The sequence below is a fragment of the Oleiphilus sp. HI0067 genome, assembly GCF_001635735.1.
Window position 1 is genome coordinate 1 of sequence record NZ_LWFI01000725.1, and the last position, 308, is coordinate 308.

Sequence of the window (308 nt, forward strand, 5' to 3'; positions counted from 1 at the left end):
TTGGTTGGCTTTGGTTTAGTGATCTTGTATAGCGCTGGTGGTGAGCGTTGGGCTTATGTAGAGCGCCAGGGGATCAGATTTTTGGCTGCGTTCGGTGTAATGTTCGTAGTAGCGCAGTTCGAGCCTAGTTTCTATAAACGTTGGTCTGTCGTGCTGTTTGTTCTGGGTGTTATCGCCTTATTAGGTGTGATGTTTTTTGGTGTCGGTGCAAAGGGGGCTCAGCGCTGGCTTCAACTGCCTGGCTTGCCGCGCTTTCAGCCTTCTGAGTTAATGAAGCTGATTGTGCCTATGATGGCGGCGTGGTATTT

1 protein-coding gene is annotated in these 308 nt (G+C 50.0%); it reads left to right on the forward strand.

The window, feature by feature from the left end:
- Positions 1-308 (forward strand): FtsW/RodA/SpoVE family cell cycle protein (locus A3739_RS08055; protein ID WP_197472193.1); only part of this gene is annotated, 308 nt, incomplete at both ends.